This window comes from Lentzea sp. DG1S-22, assembly GCF_036321065.1.
In the GTDB taxonomy this organism is placed as follows: domain Bacteria; phylum Actinomycetota; class Actinomycetes; order Mycobacteriales; family Pseudonocardiaceae; genus Lentzea; species Lentzea jiangxiensis.
In genome coordinates, this window is sequence record NZ_CP143276.1 from 890402 (window position 1) to 906027 (window position 15626).

20 protein-coding genes and 1 pseudogene are annotated in these 15626 nt (G+C 72.0%); 10 read left to right on the top strand and 11 right to left on the bottom strand.

What is annotated here, in order from left to right:
- Positions 1-3: 3 nt before the first annotated feature.
- Together V1227_RS04040 and V1227_RS04045 are read right to left on the bottom strand one after the other, a co-directional pair.
- Positions 4-834, bottom strand: a complete 831-nt coding sequence (locus V1227_RS04040) for an ion transporter (RefSeq protein ID WP_442916517.1) — start codon at positions 832-834, stop codon at positions 4-6.
- Between the two features lie 90 nt (positions 835-924).
- Positions 925-2253, bottom strand: coding sequence for a TIGR01777 family oxidoreductase (locus tag V1227_RS04045; RefSeq protein ID WP_329791100.1), 1329 nt, complete (start codon positions 2251-2253; stop codon positions 925-927).
- 126 nt (positions 2254-2379) lie between these two features.
- On the opposite strand from V1227_RS04045, the gene V1227_RS04050 reads away from it, so the two are divergent.
- From V1227_RS04050 to V1227_RS04060, 3 genes are read left to right on the top strand one after another with little or no spacing between them, the layout of a single operon-like run.
- Positions 2380-2976 carry a lipocalin family protein gene (locus V1227_RS04050; protein ID WP_329791101.1) on the top strand — a complete coding sequence of 199 codons (597 nt, stop codon included), beginning with the start codon at positions 2380-2382 and terminating at the stop codon, positions 2974-2976.
- 24 nt (positions 2977-3000) lie between these two features.
- Complete coding sequence (locus V1227_RS04055; RefSeq protein WP_329791102.1) at positions 3001-3354, top strand: hypothetical protein; 354 nt, start codon at positions 3001-3003, stop codon at positions 3352-3354.
- Positions 3355-3404: 50 nt separating this feature from the next.
- Positions 3405-4316 (top strand): helix-turn-helix domain-containing protein, encoded by a 912-nt coding sequence (locus V1227_RS04060; RefSeq protein ID WP_329791103.1) that lies wholly within the window; start codon positions 3405-3407, stop codon positions 4314-4316.
- A 3-nt stretch (positions 4317-4319) separates the two neighbouring features.
- On the opposite strand, the gene V1227_RS04065 is transcribed toward V1227_RS04060, so the two are convergent.
- From V1227_RS04065 to V1227_RS04075, 3 genes are all read right to left on the bottom strand, one after another.
- Positions 4320-4676, bottom strand: a complete 357-nt coding sequence (locus tag V1227_RS04065) for a hypothetical protein (protein WP_329791104.1) — start codon at positions 4674-4676, stop codon at positions 4320-4322.
- Positions 4677-4692: 16 nt separating this feature from the next.
- Positions 4693-5196 carry a TetR/AcrR family transcriptional regulator gene (locus tag V1227_RS04070; protein WP_329791105.1) on the bottom strand — a complete coding sequence of 168 codons (504 nt, stop codon included), beginning with the start codon at positions 5194-5196 and terminating at the stop codon, positions 4693-4695.
- A gap of 284 nt (positions 5197-5480) precedes the next feature.
- Positions 5481-6401, bottom strand: a complete 921-nt coding sequence (locus V1227_RS04075; RefSeq protein ID WP_329791106.1) for a LysR family transcriptional regulator — start codon at positions 6399-6401, stop codon at positions 5481-5483.
- A gap of 97 nt (positions 6402-6498) precedes the next feature.
- On the opposite strand from V1227_RS04075, the gene V1227_RS04080 reads away from it, so the two are divergent.
- The gene (locus V1227_RS04080) at positions 6499-7329 is read left to right on the top strand and encodes an aldo/keto reductase (protein WP_442916518.1); all 831 of its coding nucleotides are present in this window, start codon (positions 6499-6501) and stop codon (positions 7327-7329) included.
- Here the strand turns inward: V1227_RS04080 and V1227_RS04085 are convergent.
- The 5 genes and pseudogenes from V1227_RS04085 to V1227_RS04105 form a co-directional block, all read right to left on the bottom strand.
- The gene (locus V1227_RS04085; RefSeq protein ID WP_329791108.1) at positions 7324-7986 is read right to left on the bottom strand and encodes a Type 1 glutamine amidotransferase-like domain-containing protein; all 663 of its coding nucleotides are present in this window, start codon (positions 7984-7986) and stop codon (positions 7324-7326) included. The two genes, V1227_RS04080 and V1227_RS04085, sit on opposite strands and share 6 nt — an antisense overlap.
- A gap of 78 nt (positions 7987-8064) precedes the next feature.
- Positions 8065-10011 carry an ABC transporter ATP-binding protein gene (locus tag V1227_RS04090; RefSeq protein WP_329793957.1) on the bottom strand — a complete coding sequence of 649 codons (1947 nt, stop codon included), beginning with the start codon at positions 10009-10011 and terminating at the stop codon, positions 8065-8067.
- A 20-nt stretch (positions 10012-10031) separates the two neighbouring features.
- On the bottom strand, positions 10032-10604 hold the full coding sequence (locus tag V1227_RS04095) for a TetR/AcrR family transcriptional regulator (RefSeq protein ID WP_329793958.1): 573 nt from the start codon (positions 10602-10604) through the stop codon (positions 10032-10034).
- 136 nt (positions 10605-10740) lie between these two features.
- Positions 10741-10953, bottom strand: a complete 213-nt coding sequence (locus V1227_RS04100; RefSeq protein ID WP_329791109.1) for a hypothetical protein — start codon at positions 10951-10953, stop codon at positions 10741-10743.
- 38 nt (positions 10954-10991) lie between these two features.
- A pseudogene (locus V1227_RS04105) lies at positions 10992-11312 on the bottom strand (response regulator); the annotation flags it as partial.
- Between the two features lie 44 nt (positions 11313-11356).
- Here V1227_RS04105 and V1227_RS04110 point away from each other — a divergent pair.
- Positions 11357-11617: a UBP-type zinc finger domain-containing protein gene (locus tag V1227_RS04110; protein ID WP_329791110.1), complete on the top strand. Its 261-nt coding sequence runs from the start codon at positions 11357-11359 to the stop codon at positions 11615-11617.
- Positions 11618-11732: 115 nt separating this feature from the next.
- The gene (locus tag V1227_RS04115) at positions 11733-11909 is read left to right on the top strand and encodes a CsbD family protein (protein ID WP_090096525.1); all 177 of its coding nucleotides are present in this window, start codon (positions 11733-11735) and stop codon (positions 11907-11909) included.
- 36 nt (positions 11910-11945) lie between these two features.
- On the opposite strand, the gene V1227_RS04120 is transcribed toward V1227_RS04115, so the two are convergent.
- Positions 11946-12104: a hypothetical protein gene (locus V1227_RS04120; protein WP_329791111.1), complete on the bottom strand. Its 159-nt coding sequence runs from the start codon at positions 12102-12104 to the stop codon at positions 11946-11948.
- Between the two features lie 133 nt (positions 12105-12237).
- Between V1227_RS04120 and V1227_RS04125 the strand changes: the two genes are divergently transcribed.
- The 4 genes from V1227_RS04125 to V1227_RS04140 are packed head-to-tail and all read left to right on the top strand — an operon-like array spanning position 12238 to position 15623.
- Complete coding sequence (locus tag V1227_RS04125; RefSeq protein ID WP_329791112.1) at positions 12238-13011, top strand: DUF7662 domain-containing protein; 774 nt, start codon at positions 12238-12240, stop codon at positions 13009-13011.
- A 52-nt stretch (positions 13012-13063) separates the two neighbouring features.
- The gene (locus tag V1227_RS04130) at positions 13064-14191 is read left to right on the top strand and encodes a sensor histidine kinase (protein ID WP_329791113.1); all 1128 of its coding nucleotides are present in this window, start codon (positions 13064-13066) and stop codon (positions 14189-14191) included.
- On the top strand, positions 14188-14901 hold the full coding sequence (locus V1227_RS04135; protein WP_329791114.1) for a response regulator transcription factor: 714 nt from the start codon (positions 14188-14190) through the stop codon (positions 14899-14901). The genes V1227_RS04130 and V1227_RS04135 overlap by 4 nt, the downstream gene beginning before the upstream one ends.
- Before the next feature lie 53 nt (positions 14902-14954).
- Positions 14955-15623 carry a DUF2306 domain-containing protein gene (locus tag V1227_RS04140; RefSeq protein WP_329791115.1) on the top strand — a complete coding sequence of 223 codons (669 nt, stop codon included), beginning with the start codon at positions 14955-14957 and terminating at the stop codon, positions 15621-15623.
- Positions 15624-15626 lie beyond the last annotated feature (3 nt).

A 15626-nucleotide genomic window follows, 5' to 3' on the forward strand; every position in this document is an offset into this window, starting at 1 on the left:
CAGCTAGGCCTTGGACCGCAACGCCTCGACGTCCTCGCGCAGCCTGCGGACCTCGGCGAGGATCTCCATCGTCGCGGCCATCTCCTCGCGGTCGTGCTCGGCGTGCTCCTCGGCCATCTGCGTCTGCATGGCGCTGACGGCGACCGCGATGAACAGGTTGAGCACGGTGAACGTCGTGACGGCGAGGTAGCCGACGAAGAAGATCCACGCGAACGGCTTCTCGGCCATGACGTGCCGGGCGACCTCCGACCACGCCTCGCCCGTCATGACCTGGAAGAGCGTGAACAGCGAGTCGCCCAGGTCGCCGAAGTACCCCGGCGCGACACCGCTGAACAGCTTGGTGGCGATCACCGAGGACACGTAGAGCACCAGCGCCAGCAGCGCGGTGATGGACGCCATGCCCGGCAAGGCGGTCAGCAGCGCGGACACCACCCGGCGCATGCTCGGCACGACGGACACCAGCCGCAGGACCCGCAACACCCGCAGGGCGCGCAGCACCGAGAACATCCCCGACGCCGGGAGCAGCGTGACGCCCACGACGATCGTGTCGAACCAGTTCCACGGGTCGCGGAAGAAATCCCTGCCGTAGGCGCCGAACCGCAGTGCCAGCTCGACCACGAACACGGTCAGCGCCAAGCGGTCGACGAGGTGCAGCACGTCCCCGTACGACGCCATCAGCTCCGGTGAGGTCTCGGCGCCGAGCGTCACCGCGTTGACCAGGATTATCGCCGTGATCACCTTGGTGAACCAGGGGGCGTCCACCAGGACGCGCAGCCGACCACTCGGGATCAACGGGAACTCCTGGCGCGGCGAGAAGGCGGAGAGGACGAAGATCAACCTATCGAGTGACCTCCGCCGCCGGTCGCTTCGCCCGTTCGGACGCTGCCCGCGCCGGTGACCTCCGCACGGGGGCCCCGGTCGGCGCTACGCGTTCGGGGTCCGACCGAGCAGGTGCCGCAGCGCCGGTTCCAGCTCGGGGTACCGGAACCGGTGCCCGAGCTTCGCGAGCGCCGCGGGCCGGACGAGCTGGCTCGCCTCGGCCAGTTCCCCGGCGCCCTGCTCGCCCAGCAGCACGCGGGGCCCGAACGCCGGCACCGGCAGCAGTGCGGGACGCCGCAGCACCTTCGCCAGGGTGGCGGTGTAGGTGCTGTTGCGCACCGCGCCGGGGGCGACGGCGTTGACGGGGCCCGAGACCGCCGTGTCGTAGAGCGCGCGGTGGTAGATGTCGACCAGGTCGTCGATGCCGATCCACGACTGCCACATGCGACCGTCGCCGAGCCTGCCTCCCAGGCCCGTGGAGAACAACGGGTAGAAGATCCTGAGCGTGCCGCCGGCGGGTGACTGCACCAGTCCTGTCCGGACGGTCACCACCCGCATGTCCGCGGTCGCGGCGGAGGTGGCCGCGGCCTCCCAGTCGGCGACCACGTCGGCCAGGAACCCCTCGCCGCGCCCGCTGTCCTCGGTGAGCTCCTCGTCGCCCCGGTCGGGCCCGTAGATCCCGATCGCCGAGGCGCTGACGAACACGCGGACCCCCGCGGCGGCAAGCCCGGCGAGCGCCCTGGTCGGTCCCACCCTCGACTCCCGGACGGCACGCCGGTGCGACTCGGTGAAGCGCCCGGCGATCGAGGCGCCTGCCAGGTGCACCACCGCGTCCACACCGGACAGCAGGCCGGGGTCGGGCGCGTCGGGGTCCCACCGCCGCTCGTCCGGTCCGGCGGGGTCGCGGCGGACCAGCCGGACCACCCGGTGCCCGGCCGTGGTGAGGAACGGGCCGAGCGCCTTGCCGACGAAACCGCCGCTGCCGGTCAGGGCGATCGTCATCGGCGCGTCCCCGGCCTGCCGCGCGGCGGCCTGCGCGGCGAGATCGGCCGCGACCTGCCGGTGCCGGTAGGCGAACATCTGCCGGAGGAAGGCCGCGGGAACGGGCGTGTCGACCCGGTCGGTCATCCGCGTCCCGCCGCCCTCGGCCGCGAACTCGTGGGAGTGCTTCCAGCGCAACACCCAGCCCAGCGGCGCGGAGTCGAGCTCGTCGACGAACCTGTGCGGCGGCTCGTAGCCGCTGTGCCGCGCACCCCAGCGCAGCCCGAGCGGGAAGCTCAGCACGGCGCGCCCGTCGTCGAGGGACTCCGCCTCCCGCACCACGCCGATCGGCTGCCACGGCGGGGAGAGCCGGTGGATCGCCCCCGGTCGTTCATGCCACGCGAACACCTCGTCGAGCGGAGCGTCGACGACGCTCGAGTAGATCAACGACATGGTTCAACGCTAGGTGAGCCGGTGCCCGGACGCTCAACGGGAGAAGAACCGTCCGCCATCATGCAGACGCCATCGGGCGGCCATAGCGTTGTCCGCAGTGACCCCGGAGACGCGAAAGGTGATCTCATGCGCCGCTTCACCGCCCCGGTGGCCGCCCTCGTGCTCGGGCTCTCCCTCGTTCCCGCACCGGCTTCGGCGCAGGCGCCGGGCGCCGAGGTGCGCCCCGCGCGCTCGGTCGACCTCGAGCGCTACCAGGGCCGCTGGGCGCAGGTGGCGGCGATCCCGCAACCGTTCCAGGCGCAGTGCGCCCGCAACGACAACGCCGTCTACACCCTGCTGCCGGAAGGGCAGGTGCGGGTCGTCAACTCGTGCACGCGCGCGGACGGCGGGACGACGTCGCTGGAGGGCCGCGCACGTCGGGAGAGCCCCGATTCGACGTCGAGGCTGCAGGTGTCGTTCGTGCGGACCGCCGAGGGGTGGAACTTCGACCGGCCGGGGACCTACTGGGTCATCGGCCTCGACCGCGACTACCGCTGGGCCGTGGTGGGTGCTCCGGACCGCAGGTCGGGGTTCGTGCTCTCGCGCACGGCGGCTCCGTCCGAGAAGGACATCGGCGGTATGGCGAAGGCGTTGCTCCGCAACGGTTACGACCTGTGTGATTTCAAGATCACGACACAGGACGGCGGTGCACCGGAGTCCGTTCCGCTGTGCCCGGCCGGGTAGCGCCGTGGGGAAGCCGAGGGCCTCGTGAACTCACCACCCCCGCCGACCGGCGTGCGGGACGACCCGCCCGCCCGCGGTGGCTCGTCCTCGGCGTCCGGCCTGGGGCACCTGATGACCGCCGTCGCACGAGGTGACCGGACCGCGTTCGGCCGCGTGTACGACCTGCTCTCGGGCCCGTTCTACCGCCTGGTCCTCGTCAGCCTGCGCGCCGGGGACCAGGCCGAGCGCGAGGCGGTGGCCGAACAGGCCGCGCTGGACGCGTGGACCGGCGTCTGGCGCGACGCCCCGCAACTCCTCCGCCGGCGGGGCGGGGCGCTCACCTCCGCCGAGGCCACGGCCTGGGTCCTGACCAGGGCGACCGGCTCCTCAGCGGCCTGACGAGAATCGCGGTTGACCTTCCAGCGGCTGCAAAGTCCAGGATTCACCCCATGGACACCAGCACCGGCCTGCTCACCATCGGCCAGCTCGCCCGCCGCACGGGCGTCTCGGCGCGCACGCTGCGCTTCTGGTCGAACGAGGGGGCGATCGAGCCGGCGGCCCGCTCGGCGAGCGGCTACCGGCTCTACGACGCCGCCTGCGTGACGCGCGTCGAGCTCGTCCGCACCCTGCGCGAGCTCGGCCTCGGCCTCGACGACGTGCGCCGCGTGCTCGAACGCCGGGTCACGGTGGCCGAGGTCGCCGCGGCGCAGGTGGCGGCGATCGACGCGCAGATCCGTTCCCTCAAGGTGAGCCGTGCCGTGCTGTCCACTGTGTCCGAACGGGGATCCACCACTGAGGAGACAGCACTGATGAACCGATTGGCACGGCTTTCCGCCGCCGAACGACTTCAGATCATCGACGACTTCAAGGCCGAGGTGTTCGGTCGCCTCGACCTCGAGCCACGGCTGCGCGAGCGCGTGCGGGAACTCGCCATCGACCTGCCCGACGACCCCACGCCCGACCAGGTGGACGCCTGGATCGAACTGGCGGAGCTCGTCCAGGACGAGGGTTTCCGGGCGCGGATGAGGACCTTCCTCGCCCTGACCACCCCGTCGCCGGGGCAGCAGGCGCCACCCGGTGCGGGCATCTGGTGGGCCCGGCAGGTGGTGAACAGGGTGGCGCAGGTCAGGGGAGAGGGCGTCGCCCCCGACGACCCCCGCGCGGCGGAACTGGTGTCGGCGCTGTGCGGCGACGCCGAGCCGCGCGCGGTGCTCACGTCCCTGGAAGTGGGGATCGAGGCGGGAGCGGAACGGTACCGCTTGCTCGTCGGCCGCGTGAAGGGACAACGCAAGGCGCCGGACGCCACCGAAGAGCTGCTCTGGCTGGCCGCGGCTCTTCGGTCCGCGGTCGCGCGGAGCTGAGCCTCACGACCCGCGCGTGGCCGACTCGATCAGGGCGACGGTGACGCGCGGGTCTTCGACCTCGACGACGAGGCGGGCGTAGCGCTCGTCCGCCAGTTCGATCACCACGGCCTTGGCGGCGTCCCGCACGTCCCAGAAGATCCTCTCGCCCTCCTGGTGGAACGTGCCCGCGGTGATCACCCCCGGCAGGTGGGTGCCCGGCGCGCGGATGCCCTTGCTCTCCTTGACGATCCCGGGGTCGACCGTGGCGCCGCGCACGTTGCGCAGCGGGATGGTGAGGCTGCTCTTCAAGGCCCAGAGCTTGTCCAGGCCTTCGATGGTGACCACCAGGTCGTTCTCCTGGACGGTGACGCGTGCCATTCGTGTTCCCCTGTTCTCACTTGCCCAGCCGGTCGGCCAAAGCCGCGGCGAGGTCTTCTGTGGACGGTCCGGTCGCCCTGGCGCGCAGGCGCACCCCGAGCAGCGCGGCGGTGAAGGCGCTCGCCAGCGGAGCGGGCAGCAGGGCGGCGAGAGCGCGGTCGAGCTCGCCGAACGCCCGGGCGACCACCTCGGCGACCCCCGGGTCGTGCGGGGCTCGTTCGACCGCCGAGACCAGCAGCAGGTCCAGCGGCGCCGCCGTGATCAGGCGTGCGGCCTGCTCCAGGCCGGCGGCACCGGCGAGCGCCTCGGCCAGCGGACGCACGTGGTCGTCCGCGTGGCGGCGCAGCGCGACCAGGTAGAGGCCCTTCTTGCTGCCGAACGTCTTGTAGAGGCTGTTGCGGTGCACGCCCAGGTGTGTCACCAGGTCGTCCACCGAGATCCCGTCGTAGGCGCGGGTGGCGAACAGCTCCACCGCCGCGCGCACCACGGTGTCCTCGTCGAACTGCCTCGGCCTTCCCATGCGGCCACCCTAGGCGATTCAGGAACGATCGGTCAAGAACGATCGTTCCTGAATTCGATGTGGCTGTTGGGGACCGGACCCGGTGACACATGCGTAGAGCAGGCCGGTGACCTCCGCCGGGTGCGCGGCCGGGCCGGCGCACGCGGCGCCGTTGTTCCAGCCGAGGTTCTCGTGCCAGCGCGGCACCGGGCTGCGGCCGGTGACGACCTGACCCGCGTTTCGGCCGGTTCGGCCTCGAACACGCCGAGGAGCGTGAGATCGCGCTGTCGAAGAAGTGGTGTGGCTCAGCCAGCCACGTGGCCGGGGTCGCACCGTTGCGCGGCCTCCTGCAGGGCGCGCAGCGCGGCCCGGCACGCGGGGCGGTTCGTGCTGCTGTCGCGCCACAACGCGAAAACCCGTCGCCGGGGCGTCGGCAGCAGCGGCACGAACCGGACGCCCTCCGGCGCCCGGCCGCGGCCGAGCCGGGGGATGATCGCGACGCCGAGCCCCGCCGCCACGAGCGCGAGCTGGGTGGAGTGCTCCGAGGCGGTGTGCCGGACCCGGCGGCCGATCCCGCTGCGGCGCAACGTGTTCTCGAGCCAGCCGTGGCAGAGCTCGTCGCTGGGCCAGCCCACCCAGTCCTCGTCGCGCAGCTCCTCCAGACCGACCGCGGCCCGGTCGGCGAACGGGTGCCGGTCGGGCAGGGCCACGTCCAGGACGTCTTCGAGCACCGGGGCGCACGAGAGCCCGTCGAGGATCGCGAGAGGTTCCTCCGGCCAGTCCTGCACCACCGCGAGATCGACGTCGGCGTGCCGCAGCTGCGCGATCGACTCGACGGGCTCCAGTTCCACGAGCCGTGCCACCAGGTCCGGGTGCCGCTGCCTCAGCGCGTGCAGCATCGGCGGCACGAGGCCCCGCGCGGCCGTGGCGAACGCGGCCACGGCGAGGGTTCCGGTGACGGCTCCTCGGTGCCGGGCCAGGTCGGTCTCGACGAGTTCGACCTGGCGCAGCAGCCTGCCCGCGTGCTCGGCGAGCAGGTCGCCGACGTCGGTGAGCCGGATGCCGCGGCCCTGCTTCTCCAGCAGGCGCTGCCCCACCTCGCGCTCCAGCCTGGCCAGTTGCTGCGACACCGCCGAGGTGGTCACGTGCAGCGCCTCGGCGGCGCCGCGGACCGACCCCGTGGTGGACACCGCGTGCAGCGTCCGCAGGCGTTCGAGGTTCAACACATTAGCGATGCTACGCGGTTGTTCCAAGAATGTTTCGATTGTCTTAGCAAAGTCGGGTCGGCAGGGTGGGCGCTGAAAGAACCGACACTGCAAGGAGATCCCCGTGCGTTCCGATCGGCACTTCATCCTCGGTGGCGACCTTCCCGTGCACCGCCTGGGTTTCGGCGCCATGCGGATGCCCGCGCACGACCCGGCCGCGGCGCACACCCTGGCCCGTCGCGCGGCCGACCTCGGCGTCACGCTCTTCGACACCGCCGACTCCTACGACCTCGGCCGCAACGAGGAACTGCTGGCCGAGGCGCTCCACCCGTACCCGGACGGCGTCGTCGTGGCCACCAAGGCCGGGCAGTGCCACCCCGGCGACGAGTGGATCCCGCTCGGGCGGCCGGAGTACCTGCGCCAGCAGGCCGAGCTGAGCCTGCGGCGGCTGCGGCTCGACCGCATCGACCTGTTCCAGCTGCACCGCATCGACCCCGAGGTGCCCTTGGCGGACCAGATCGGCGCACTGCGGCAGCTCCAGGACGAGGGGAAGGTGCGCCATGTCGGGCTGTCCGAGGTCTCCGTCGACCAGATCGTCGAAGCCGGCCGGATCACGCCGGTCGTGAGCGTGCAGAACCGCTACAACCTCGACGACCGGCGGTGGGAGGACGTGCTGGTGCACTGCGAGCGGCACGGCATCGCCTTCCTGCCCTGGCTGCCGATCGCGCCGAGCGTGCGGCCGGGCTCACCGGTGGCCGAGGTCGCCCGGCGGCTCGGTGCCACCGCGGCGCAGGTCGCGCTGGCGTGGCTGCTGCGCCGCTCGGAGGTCGTCCTCCCGATCCCGGGCACGTCCTCCCAGCGCCACCTCGAGGAGAACGTCCGCGCGACCGACCTGGAACTGTCCGATGAGGACTTCGCGCTCCTCGACCGGCCCGCCGCGCTGCTATGACCCGAACTTCCGCCAGCGTCCTTCGGAGACCACCTCGACGGAGCCGCCGTCGACCTCGATGGCGGTCTGCTCGTCGATGGCGTACGCCGGGACGCCGAGGCCGGCGGCCCACTCCTCGGCGTGCGCCAGGGTGTTGGTGGGGAAGGCGTCCAGGTGGGGGAAGATCGAGAAGTCGACGACGCCGAGGGTGCGGTCGTCCGGTGCGGACGGCCACTCGACGAAGTACGTGCCGATCCTCGGCGTCAGCACCATGCTCCCGGCGCTCACGCCCACCCACACCGTGTCGGGCAGCGAGGGCAGCAGGCCGGCCAGCCCGGACTCCCGCAGCCAGTGGCAGAGGTAGGTCGCGTCGCCGCCGTCGACCAGGAGCACGTCCGCCTCCCGCACCCAGGGCACCCAGCGCTGCGGGCCGATGCTGGGCAGGGCGGTGAGCTCGAGGACGCCGAGCGACGCCCAGCCCAGGCCGGAGAGGTGCCGCGACCCGGCCTCGGCGGCGACGAACCCGCGCACCGATCCCGGACCGCACAGCGGGTGGCCCCACTGGGCGGTCGGGACGCACAGGGCGTGGCACTCGGAGATCGGTTTGCGCAGGAGCCGCACGAGCGCCGAGTGGATGCTGGGGTTCGTGACGCCACCCGAGGTGAGCAGGAGCTTCACGGCAGGCCTCCGGAACGGTCGGGGAGGGGAACGTCCCGGTAGACCTCCGGCCGGGCCGGAACTCATCGCGGCGCCGGCTCAGCCGGGCACCTCGTCCAGGTAGGCCTTCGCCTGCAGCGTGAACAGCTCGGCGTACCCGGCCCCGGCCGCCATCAGCTCCTCGTGCGTCCCGTACTCGGCGACCTTCCCGTGCTCCAGCAACAGGATCCGCTCCGCCTGCCGCACGGTGGAGAACCGGTGCGAGATGTAGAGCGTGGTCCTGCCCTCCGACAGCTCCCGCAGCCGCGAGAACAGGTCGTGCTCCGCCCGCGCGTCCAGCGCGGACGTCGGCTCGTCGAGCACCAGTATCGGCGCCTCGCGCTGGAACGCCCTGGCCAGCGCGATCTTCTGCCACTCACCGCCGGACAGGCTGACGCCCTGGTCGAACCAGCGGCCGAGCGGGCTGTCGTAGCCCTGGGGCAGCCGCTCGATCCGTTCGGCGGCGCCCGCGCGGCGGGCCGAGTCCTCGATGTGCGGCCGGTCCTCGAGGCGGGTCAGGTCCCCGAGGCCGATGTTCTCCGCGGCGGTGCCCTGGTACGTCACGTAGTCCTGGAACATCGCGCTGATCCGCGTGCGCAGCTCGACCGGGTCGTACTCGCGGATGTCCACGCCGTCGAGCAGGATGCGGCCTTCTGTCGGGTCGTAGAGCCGGCAGAGCAGCTTGAACAACGTCGACTTGCCCGCGCCGTTGCGGCCCACGACCGCGACCGTCTCGCCGGGCCGGATCTCGAAGCTGACGTCGTCGAGCGCCGGTTCGTCCGAGCCCGGGTAGCCGAAGGTCACCGAGTCGAACTCGATGTGCCCCTCCACCGAGGACGGCATCGGCCGCGGCGACGGCGGGGCGGTGATCTCGGGCTTCGTGTCCAGGAACCGGTAGAGCGTGTCGAGGTAGAGGTTGTTCTCGTACATCCCCGAGAACGCCGTGAACAGTCCGGACACCGAGGTCTGCACCGAGGCGGCCGCGGCGGTGTAGAGCGCCAGGTCGCCGAGCGTGAGCCGTCCGCCGACCGCTTCCAGCGCGATGTACAGCGTGATCGCCGAACCGGCCAGCGTGCTCAGCAGCCCCCAGGACGTCGAGCTGATGTTGCGGTTGACCGTGAGCTTGCGCTGCCGCTCGTAGGAGACCGTGCCGAGCCGGCGGAACCGGTCGACGAAGTACGGGCCGAGCCCGAAGAGCTTGGTCTCCTTGGCGTAGGTGTCCGTCGTGACCAGGGAGGACAGGTAGTCCATGCGCCGCTTGATCGGCGACATCACGAAGGTCAGCCAGAACGCCCGCGTGCCGTACTTCGACTGCGAGATGAACGCCGGGATCGGCGCCACGAGCGCGACCAGGGCCAGCAGCGGGCTGATCGAGACGAGCAGCGCGACCATGCTGCCGAACGTGATCAGCGTCCGCAGCAGTCCCAGCGCGGAGTTCATCATCGACAGCGGCCGGGTCGGTGCCTCCTGTGCGGCCTGCCGCAGCACGTCGTACGACGCCGAGCCCTCGAAGTAGGCGAGGTGCAGGTCGCTGGCGTGCGCCATCACCCGGTGGCGGATCGTCAGCGTCATGCGTTCCTGCAGCAGCGACTGCGCGATCGACGTCAGCGCGCTGCTGACCGCGGTCGCGGCCAGCACGCCGAACTGCAGCAGCGCGACGTCCACGATGTCGCGCGTGGTGCCGGTGCCCTGGATCGCCGCGACGACCGAGTCCAGCAGCAGCTTCGCGATGTAGGCGGTCGCGGTCGGCAGCAGACCCGACAGGAGCGTGATGAGCGCCAGGACGACGGTCAGCACCGGGCTCGCCTGCCACGTCAGCTTCGCGACCTTCGGCAGGCCGCGGACGGTGCCGACCACGGACGTGCTCACGCGCTTCAGCCGGGAGCGCAGGTCCTTCGGCCCGTCCTCCGGCTTGGCCTCGGGGATGTCGACCGGCCCGGTGAGCCCGCTGTCCGGCACCGTCGTGGCACGCCGCCGGCGGCCGCGCCTGCTCAGCACGAACTCCAAGCCGCCCCCGCCGCCCGGCATCATCCGGCCTCCACGGCGCCGTGCAGGAAGAAGTCGACCACCTGGCGCGTGGTGAGCGGGTCGTCGGACGCCATCCGGCGCCTGCCGAACAGCAGGGCCAGGAAGAGGGCGGCGAGCTGCTCGGGCGGCAACCTCAGGCGGTCGGCGTCCGGCGCGAAGAGCTCGGCCAGCGCCTCCCGGATGGCGGCCATCGACTCGCGGCGCCCACCCTTCCAGGTAGCGCGCTGGTCGGAGCCGCGGTGCTCGAGCCGCCCGGAGGCGCGCAGAGCGCCCATCAGGGCACCCATCCGCTCGAGGTGCGCGCCGAGGGTGCCGGCGGCGTCGACGAGGCGGTCCTCCAGGGGGCGGTCGAGGGGAATCCCCGCGATCGCGTCGAGCACGCGGTCGGGCTTGAGCGCCTCGGCCGTGCAGGCGTCGAACAGCTCGTCCTTGTCCTTGAACGCGCGGAAGACGGTGCCCTCGCCGATGCCGGCGGCGCGGGCGATCTGGCTGCTCGTCACGGTGGTGCCGTGCTCGACGAGGAGCGGCAGCACCGCGTGCACGATCATGGCGCGCCGGTCCTCGGCGCTCATGCCCGGCGCTCGGCGCCGGGTCTCGGGTGCTGGTGTCATGCACCCATCGTTCGGAGTGAGCGCTCACTCCGTCAAACGAGTTGAGGTCCGCCCTGGTGCGCACCCGTGCGGGCACGCACCAGGGAGACCCTTCCGGTCAGTCCGCCAGATCGACCCGCGCGTGGGGTGCGCAGAACCCGGTGACCCGGTCGAGGACTGCGCGCAGCACCTCGGCCGCGTCGTCGTCGGCACGCTCGACCCCTGCCGACAGCTCGGCGATCAGGGCGGCGCGCCCCCTCCCGGCGACGGTGGCGGACCTCAGCTCCGCCACCAGGCTTTCGACGTCGCCGCCGGACGCCGTGGCGTCCACCAGCGCTGCCCGTTCCTCTGCGTCCAGCGGCTCACCTCCGCCCGGATCGCCGCCTCGGTGTCGGCGTACGCCGTGAGCAGCACCCGGCGGGCCTGCGGGAACACGTCCATCGCCTGCTCGAGGAACTTGACGCCGCTCATCTGCGGCATCCGGTGGTCCGCGAGCAGCGCCGCGACCTCCCCGCCTCGCAGCTTGATCTCGTGCAGCGCCTCCAGCGCCTGGGGCCCGGACTCCGCCCGCACGATGCCGTAGTGCTCGCCGTACTTGCGGCGCAGGTCCCGCGCCACCGCCCGCGACACGGCCGGGTCGGCGTCCATCGTGAGGATCGAGGGCCGCGCGACGCGACCAGCAGTCGTCATGCGCCCAGTCGGACACCGGTGCCCGCCGGAGGTACCGTCTGGCCGTGACAACCTGCGAACACGTAGCGGACCTGGGCCCCGACCCCGCTCCCGCCACCCCGGAGGGGTGCGAGGACTGCCTGTCCACCGGCGGCAGGTGGGTGCACCTGCGCCTGTGCCTCGGCTGCGGCAAGGTCGCCTGCTGCGACTCCTCACCCGCCAAGCACGCCTCGAAGCACTTCGCCGACGAGGGCCACCCGGTCATCCGCTCGTTCGAGCCGGGGGAGAACTGGCGCTGGTGCTTCGTGGACGACGCGGTCGTCTGATCCTCGCGACCGGCCCTTGTGCGGGGAAGCTGTGGCCCGATCGAAGGTTGGCGTCCCGCCGGGCAGGGCATCCGGGTGCAGATCACCGGAACGTTCGCCGTCGAAGGAGGACCACGTGGGCACCGACGACAAGATCGACGCCAACGCCGACCAGCTCAAGGGCAAGGTCAAGGAAGGCGTCGGCTCCCTCACCGACGACGAGGGCCTGGAGGCCGAAGGCCAGGGCGACCAGGCCAAGGGCCACCTGAAGGAAGGCGTCGAGAAGGTCAAGGACGTCTTCAAGAAGGACTGAGCAGGTCGGGATGAGCACCCAGGCCCGCGTGGGACGTCAGCACAGGACCCGGTAGTCGTAAGGCGACAGATCGGGGTCGGCGTCCCACTCGGCCTGGGTGAGGCCCCGGCGGACGAGTCCGCAGGGGATCGGCTGCCGGGAACCGATCAAGTCCCACGACGTGACGACGCCGTTGAGGGAACCGGTGGCCGGCAAGGATTCTGGTCGGCGAAAACACCGCCACCACCTGGTCCGTCGGGTCGGGCACCGCGCCCGTTCTCACCGCTGTCCGCCTTTCTGCCGGAATACTGTCACGCGTCCAGGACGCGATTGCTGTGGCGGGAGAGCGATGGCAGGCAAATACGCACCCCTGACGGCATACCTCGTGGATGCGGCAGGGCACGGTCGAGAGAGCGTTGAGCTGTCGTTCGCCGAGCTCGCCGAGCTCGCCGAGCTCGCCGACCTCGTGGGCGGTCTTCCGCCGTCGGCGTTCGAGCACCGGGCGTGGTGGGCCAACGGCATGTTGTCCCAGCAGACGGCGTGGCGCGGCGCCGGGTGGTCGGTCGACTTCGTCTCCCTGCACCGCCGCCGCGTGCGGTTCGTTCGACATGCCGCTCCGTTGACCACATCGCGTCGGAACCCGCGGCAGGTCGGAGCGGTTGAGCTACTCCTCGACGAAGACACCCCTGCTTTGGACGTACGCGTGCGTTGCATGTGGAGGATCGCCGGTGAGGTCGAGTTGTCGGGCGGCAAGCTGGTCTTCCCGAGCCTGCCCGGCGTGGCCGCGATCTACCGCTTGACGCTGAACGGCCTGACGGGGAGGCCTCGGATCTACGTCGGCGAGACCGACAACCTCCGCCGTCGAGCCGGCAACTACCGCAATCCTGGACCGACGCAGCAGACGAGTCAGCGGCTCCATGACGAACTCGTCCGGCATCTGGCGTCGGGCGGCACGGTCAGCCTGTCCGTGGCCACCGAGGCCGAGATCGAAACGGGCGGCCTCCGCTCCGCGTTGCCGCTGACGCGCAAGACGGCCCGCGTCCTCGCAGAACACGCTGTGCTCGCTCTGGCCTACGTCGACGACGCGGTGGACATCCTGAACGCTGATCGAGGCGCGGAGTGACGGGCCGCTGCTCGTCGTCGAGGCCACGCACCGCCTCTCGTACGATGACGCCATGTTCGCCCTCCTGCGGTCGGTGTGGGACGAGCCCCGGCCGGCTCGAGGCGCGGCACGGCTCTGGTGGGACTGGGCGCTCGTCGTCGTCCTGCTGCTGATCGCGGCACTCGAAGCGGTGCTGCGGCCCGGCCTGGAGACGAGGGCGGGCTCGCTCGCCGTGGCGGTGGCGTTGCTGCCGTTGCTGCTGATACGTCGGACCAGGCCACTGGTGGCGGTCGCCGGGGCGTTCGGGGTGGCCGCGGTCGCCTCGCTCGTGTTCGGAGGCGAGCCCGAGCTCGGCGTGCTGGTGTTCATGGTGCTGTTCCCGTACTCGCTGTTCCGGTGGGGGTCGGGTCGTGAGGCCGTGATCGGGCTGGCGGTCATGCTCGGCAAGGTCGTGGTGTCGGCGGTGCTCGGGTACGTCGGCGCGGGTGAGACCGTGGCCGGGGCCGCGGTGCTCGGGGCCGCGTGTGCCGCCGGGGCCGCTGTGCGGTACCGGGGGCGGGCGCGGGCTCGGGAGTTCGAGCAGGTCAAGTTGCTGGAACGGGAGCGGCTGGCTCGGGATCTGCACGACACGGTGGCGCACCACGTGTCGGCGATGGCGATCCGGGCGCAGGCGGGGCTGGCGCTGGCTCCGGCGCGGCCCGAGGCGGCGGTCGAGGCGCTCGCGCTGATCGAGTCGGAGGCGTCGCGGGCGCTCACCGAGATGCGCACGATGGTGAGAGCATTGCGCCGCAACGACTCCGCGGACATGGCGCCCAGTCCCGGCGTTGCCGACGTCGCGCTGCTCGCCAGCCCCGGGACGCCCGGGCCCGAGGTGGACGTGCGGATCGACGGGCCCGTCGGCGACCTGTCCCGGTCGGTGGGGACCGCCGTCTACCGGCTCGCCCAGGAGGCCGTCACCAACGCGCGGAGGCACGCCCGGCACGCCACCCGCGTCGAGGTGCGCGTCACCGTCGGCGGCTCGTCGGTGCGCCTGCGGGTGAGCGACGACGGCGACTCCGGCACGACAGCGGGGGAAGGGCACGGGCTGATCGGCATGAAGGAGCGTGCGAGCCTGCTCGGCGGGACCTGCGAGGCGGGACCCGGCGCCGGCCGGGGCTGGACCGTGACCGCCGTGCTGCCGCTGACGGGAGCGGGCCGGTGAGCGTGCGGGTCCTGGTCGCCGACGACCAGGAGATCGTCCGCACCGGGCTCGCGATGATCCTCGGCGCCCAGGAGGGCATCGAGGTCGTCGGGATGGCGCCGGACGGGCGGCAGGCCGTGGAACTGGCCCGGCGCCTGCGGCCCGACGTGTGCCTCTTCGACATCCGGATGCCGGAGGTCGACGGCATCGAGGCCACCCGCCTGCTCACCGCGTCCGGCGCCGCCGACGCACCGGCTGTCGTCGTGATCACCACGTTCGACCTCGACGAGTACGTCTACGCCGCCTTGCGCGCGGGCGCCAAGGGATTTCTGCTCAAGGACGCCGGTCCCGCCCTGCTCGCCCAGGCGGTCCACGCGGCGGCGGCCGGTGACGCCCTGATCGCGCCGAGCGTCACGGCGCGGCTGATCGAGGCGTTCGCCGACACCGGGCCCGCGGGACCGGACGCGCGGCCGGCCGAACCGCTCACCGAACGCGAGGAGCAGGTCCTCGCCGCCGTCGCGGGCGGGCGCACCAACGGCGAGGTCGCCCAGGAGCTGCACATCACGCTCAGCACCGTGAAGTCGCACATCGCCAGCCTGATGGCCAAGATCGGCGCCAGGAACCGTGTCGAGATCGCCATTTGGGCCTACGAGACCAGACGCGTCCGGAGCGGTTTCCGGACGCGATCAGCCGAAAGTACGACGACGGCGCCCGACCATCGGCCAGGATGATCGAAGCCCTTCCGCCGATGAGGTGACGGCCCGCGCACGCCACGATCTGGTGCATGACCTCCACCAAGCGGGACGTGCTCATCCCCGCCGCGATCCTCCTCTTCAGCGTCGTCCCGGTGCTCGGCGGCGTCCTCCGGCTGGCCGAGCTCGGCGCCGGCGCGCAGATCACGCCGGACAACGCGCGGTTCTTCGCCTCACCCGTTCCCGTGGTGGTGCACGCCGTCACCGTCAGCGTCTACTGCATCCTCGGCGCTTTCCAGTTCGCTCCCGGGTTCCGCCGGCGCAGACCCGGCTGGCACAGGGTTTCCGGACGGCTCCTGGTCCTCTGTGGACTCGTCGGGGCGTTGTCCGGTCTGTGGATGACCGCCTTCTACCCGAAACCCGCCGACGTGGGCGCCTTCCTCACCGGCACGCGGCTGGTGTTCGGCACGGCCTGGGCGGTGTTCCTCGTCCTCGGCCTCGCCGCCGTTCTCCGCCGGAACGTCTCCGGGCACCGGGCGTGGATGATCCGCGGGTTCGCCGTCGGGCTCGGCGCCAGCACGCAGGCCGTGACGATGGGACCGTGGATCGCGCTCGTCGGCCCGCCGGACCGGCACAGCAAGGCGGTGCTCATGCTCGCCGCCTGGCTCGTCAACCTCGCCGTGGCGGAGTGGATCATCCGCCGTCCCGCTCGCACGGCCGGTCCGCTGCGCGCCCGGCTCGCGGTGGGGGAGAGCCGGTGAGGG

What these genes read in the sequence shown, in the direction of transcription:
- V1227_RS04045 (WP_329791100.1), bottom strand. Translation starts at nt 2,253, where the DNA reads ATGTCGTTGATCTACTCGAGCGTCGTCGACGCTCCGCTCGACGAGGTG.
- V1227_RS04050 (WP_329791101.1), top strand. Translation starts at nt 2,380, where the DNA reads ATGCGCCGCTTCACCGCCCCGGTGGCCGCCCTCGTGCTCGGGCTCTCC.
- V1227_RS04060 (WP_329791103.1), top strand. Translation starts at nt 3,405, where the DNA reads ATGGACACCAGCACCGGCCTGCTCACCATCGGCCAGCTCGCCCGCCGC.
- V1227_RS04065 (WP_329791104.1), bottom strand. Translation starts at nt 4,676, where the DNA reads ATGGCACGCGTCACCGTCCAGGAGAACGACCTGGTGGTCACCATCGAA.
- V1227_RS04070 (WP_329791105.1), bottom strand. Translation starts at nt 5,196, where the DNA reads ATGGGAAGGCCGAGGCAGTTCGACGAGGACACCGTGGTGCGCGCGGCG.
- V1227_RS04095 (WP_329793958.1), bottom strand. Translation starts at nt 10,604, where the DNA reads ATGAGCGCCGAGGACCGGCGCGCCATGATCGTGCACGCGGTGCTGCCG.
- V1227_RS04125 (WP_329791112.1), top strand. Translation starts at nt 12,238, where the DNA reads ATGGCAGGCAAATACGCACCCCTGACGGCATACCTCGTGGATGCGGCA.
- V1227_RS04130 (WP_329791113.1), top strand. Translation starts at nt 13,064, where the DNA reads ATGTTCGCCCTCCTGCGGTCGGTGTGGGACGAGCCCCGGCCGGCTCGA.
- V1227_RS04140 (WP_329791115.1), top strand. Translation starts at nt 14,955, where the DNA reads ATGACCTCCACCAAGCGGGACGTGCTCATCCCCGCCGCGATCCTCCTC.